We start from the raw sequence: 2,829 nt of genomic DNA, 5'->3' as shown, positions 1-2,829 counted from the left end.
CGTCAGCCCCAAAAAATAATGTGCGGTCAAAATTTGCTGTAATTTTTGACCGCACTTTTCTCTTCACAACCCAATATTATTTTTTCTCCAGCCCTTCCCGAATCCATTTATCAAACCCATCATAGTCCACCAAAAAGGCATCGTGCCCGTAAATAGAAGGAAATTCGTAGAAATCCAACGCCACCTGACTTTGCTCTAACAATTGTTTACTTTTGTGTAAATCCACAGATTTAAACAATTGATCGGTCGTAATCGAAACTAAAGTATAGTGCGCTTTAATGCGTGATAATGCGCTTTTTACATCGGGATAGCCCAAAGCAGGATCATACATATCTAATGCCCGCAATAAATGAAGATAGCTATTAGCATCAAAACGTTCGAGAAATTTTTTGCCCTGATAGCTTAAATAGGATTCCACTTGGAAATAATCACCCCAAAATTCCCCTTCCGATTTCGCCGCACGCCCAAAGGCTTTAGCCAGCTGTAAATCTGTACGGTAAGTGAGCATACCTAACATTCTCGCAATGGATAAGCCTTGAGCAGGGGGGGCGCCCTCGTAATAATCCCCTCCATTAAAATGAGGATCGTTAATCACCGCTTGACGCATCACATGATTAAACCCAATGGCTTCTGCACTAAAAAAGAGCGACGAGCAAAGATTGATAATATTATCCACAAAATCCGGGTACTCAATCCCCCACTGGGTTGCCTGCATTCCGCCAAAAGAGCCGCCTATCACCGCTTTTAAATGGCTAATGCCTAAATAATCTATCAACGCTTTTTGTACATGAACAATATCTTGCACCGTAATATTCGGAAATTGACTACCATAAGGCTTACCTGTCTTAGGATTAATCGAAGAGGGCCCTGTTGTGCCTTTACAACCGCCTAATACATTAGAACAAATAAAAAAATAACGGGAAGTGTCTAAGGCAAGTCCATCGCCCATAAAATGTTGCCACCAACCGCTTTGTTCCCCATTGGAAAAATAAGGTTCTGCATCACCGGTGAGCGCATGGCAAATTAATACGATATTACTTTTATCGGCATTCAATGTTCCATAAGTTTGATATGCGACGTGAATTGGTGAAATCTCACCGCCAAGCATGAGCTTTAGCGGATTGTCTTGAAAAAGCACCACATTTTGGACAGCCATTGAAAACCTATTGTGAGAAATGAAAGATGGGTTTAATTATCAACAGCTTATTTTCTTTGTCAAGGAAATTTTAGCCGTCTAAACGTCTAAATATTCATCCCCTATCGGGAAGATCAAATTCAGCTTGAACTTCTCTCAAGTTTTCATTATGTTATTCGCCATGCTCAATTCAAAAATCCCCCTAAAAATGACCGCACTTTCCCTCTGGCATCGTTTTCATTTAACAAAAATCATTCGTTGGGGAAGCGGCATTGGTGTATTTCTCCTTTTAATTTGTGTGATAATCGATCAATCCGTGAGTTTTTATGTGCGGGATCGGGTGTTTAGTCAAATCGATCAACTCCCCTACCGTCCTTATGCGGTGGTGCTTGGCACCTCAAAATATATCGCTACGGGTAAAACTAATGATTACTACAGCCATCGCCTTGTGGCAGCCAAAATGTTGATTGACAACCAAAAAGTGAGCGCCCTGCTTCTTAGTGGCGATAACCGCACATTACAATACAACGAACCTCGTACGATGTTCCGAGATTTACGCCAAATGGGGATTTCCGAAGATCGACTTTTTCAAGATTTTGCCGGTTTTCGCACACTGGATTCCGTCATCAGAGCTGATAAAGTTTTTCAACTCCCTGCCTATACTATCATCAGTCAAAAATTTCACTGCGAACGCGCATTGTTGATTGCAAAATATCACAATATTGATGCTATTTGCTTCACCGCAAAGCAACCGGAAGTCTACTTTGGCACCCGCATTCGAGAAATATTTGCCCGTATAAAGGCACTCTTTGACTTAATTTTAGGGATTCAACCTTATTTTTTAGGCGAACCGGAACCCCTTCCACTCCCAGAGAATCAATAAGTTATCTAAATTTTTTATCCAATTTCATTAAATAAAATCGACTTTATATTGTTAAAAATTAGGCGTTCTATAATTTTGATCTAGAATACAGCACAAAAACTACAAAATAAAAAAGAGGTCTATCGTTTATCCGATAACCTCCTAATTTCTAATATAAAAAGTAGAATTACTCTATATACCATCCATTTCCACCTAAAACCAGCTTGATTTTATGTTGCTGTTTTTTTAGCTTATCCAGATAATATTCTTGATAAAATAATTTAAAATTAGCTTCAGAAAAAAGCCCTTTTAATTCAGGTAATTCTTCAATATCAAGAGTATATACAACATCTGTTACCGTGTATCCAAAATTTTTGTCAACATAAGGCTCCGTAAATCTTATTATATTAGGATTCTTATAGGTTCCATAACAGATAGTTAAGTCAGAATATGTCCCCCAATTTATACCCTTCTCAGAAATTTTTTTACCAAAATCACTTAAATAATATATAGGAGCCTGTAGATAATTTTTTAATTCTTCTTTTCTCAAATTAATTTGATTTTCATACTGTTTTTTTATTCTCGTTATTTTTTCTTCTCTTTCTAATATAATTTCATTTTCACGAGCAATAGCTTCTTTTATTGGCTCAATTATAGCGGCCTCAAATTCTTTGGGATTTTCAGGTCTACCTATCAGTCCAGCGGGTCGAACAAACCAAAAAATGTTATTTAGTAATTCTCCTTTTGCTCTTTCTTTTATTGATAATTTATCTCCTGAAGATAACACAGGGGTATTTTCTTGATAATTAATATAATCAGGATCATTTTTTAT

The 2,829-nt window shown here is 37.4% G+C and carries 3 protein-coding genes; 1 reads left to right on the top strand and 2 read right to left on the bottom strand.

Features of this window, described 5'->3' with window-relative positions:
- Positions 1 to 76: 76 nt before the first annotated feature.
- Positions 77 to 1,156, bottom strand: a complete 1,080-nt coding sequence (gene metX, locus BKK52_RS13200; RefSeq protein ID WP_077478886.1) for a homoserine O-acetyltransferase MetX — start codon at positions 1,154 to 1,156, stop codon at positions 77 to 79.
- A 160-nt stretch (positions 1,157 to 1,316) separates the two neighbouring features.
- Here metX and BKK52_RS13195 point away from each other — a divergent pair, with 160 nt between their 5' ends.
- Positions 1,317 to 2,018 carry a SanA/YdcF family protein gene (locus BKK52_RS13195; RefSeq protein ID WP_425272090.1) on the top strand — a complete coding sequence of 234 codons (702 nt, stop codon included), beginning with the start codon at positions 1,317 to 1,319 and terminating at the stop codon, positions 2,016 to 2,018.
- A gap of 166 nt (positions 2,019 to 2,184) precedes the next feature.
- Here BKK52_RS13195 and BKK52_RS13610 read toward each other — a convergent pair.
- A partial coding sequence (locus tag BKK52_RS13610; protein ID WP_158076060.1) for a hypothetical protein occupies positions 2,185 to 2,829 on the bottom strand: 645 nt, incomplete at its 5' end.

Origin of the sequence: Rodentibacter trehalosifermentans (genome assembly GCF_002000545.1) — a bacterium.
In the GTDB taxonomy this organism is placed as follows: Bacteria; Pseudomonadota; Gammaproteobacteria; order Enterobacterales; family Pasteurellaceae; genus Rodentibacter; species Rodentibacter trehalosifermentans.
This window is presented reverse-complemented; position numbering and strand designations above follow the sequence as displayed.

Coding starts and splice junctions, on each gene's coding strand:
- metX (WP_077478886.1), bottom strand. CDS start 1,156: ATGGCTGTCCAAAATGTGGTGCTTTTTCAAGACAATCCGCTAAAGCTC.
- BKK52_RS13195 (WP_425272090.1), top strand. CDS start 1,317: ATGCTCAATTCAAAAATCCCCCTAAAAATGACCGCACTTTCCCTCTGG.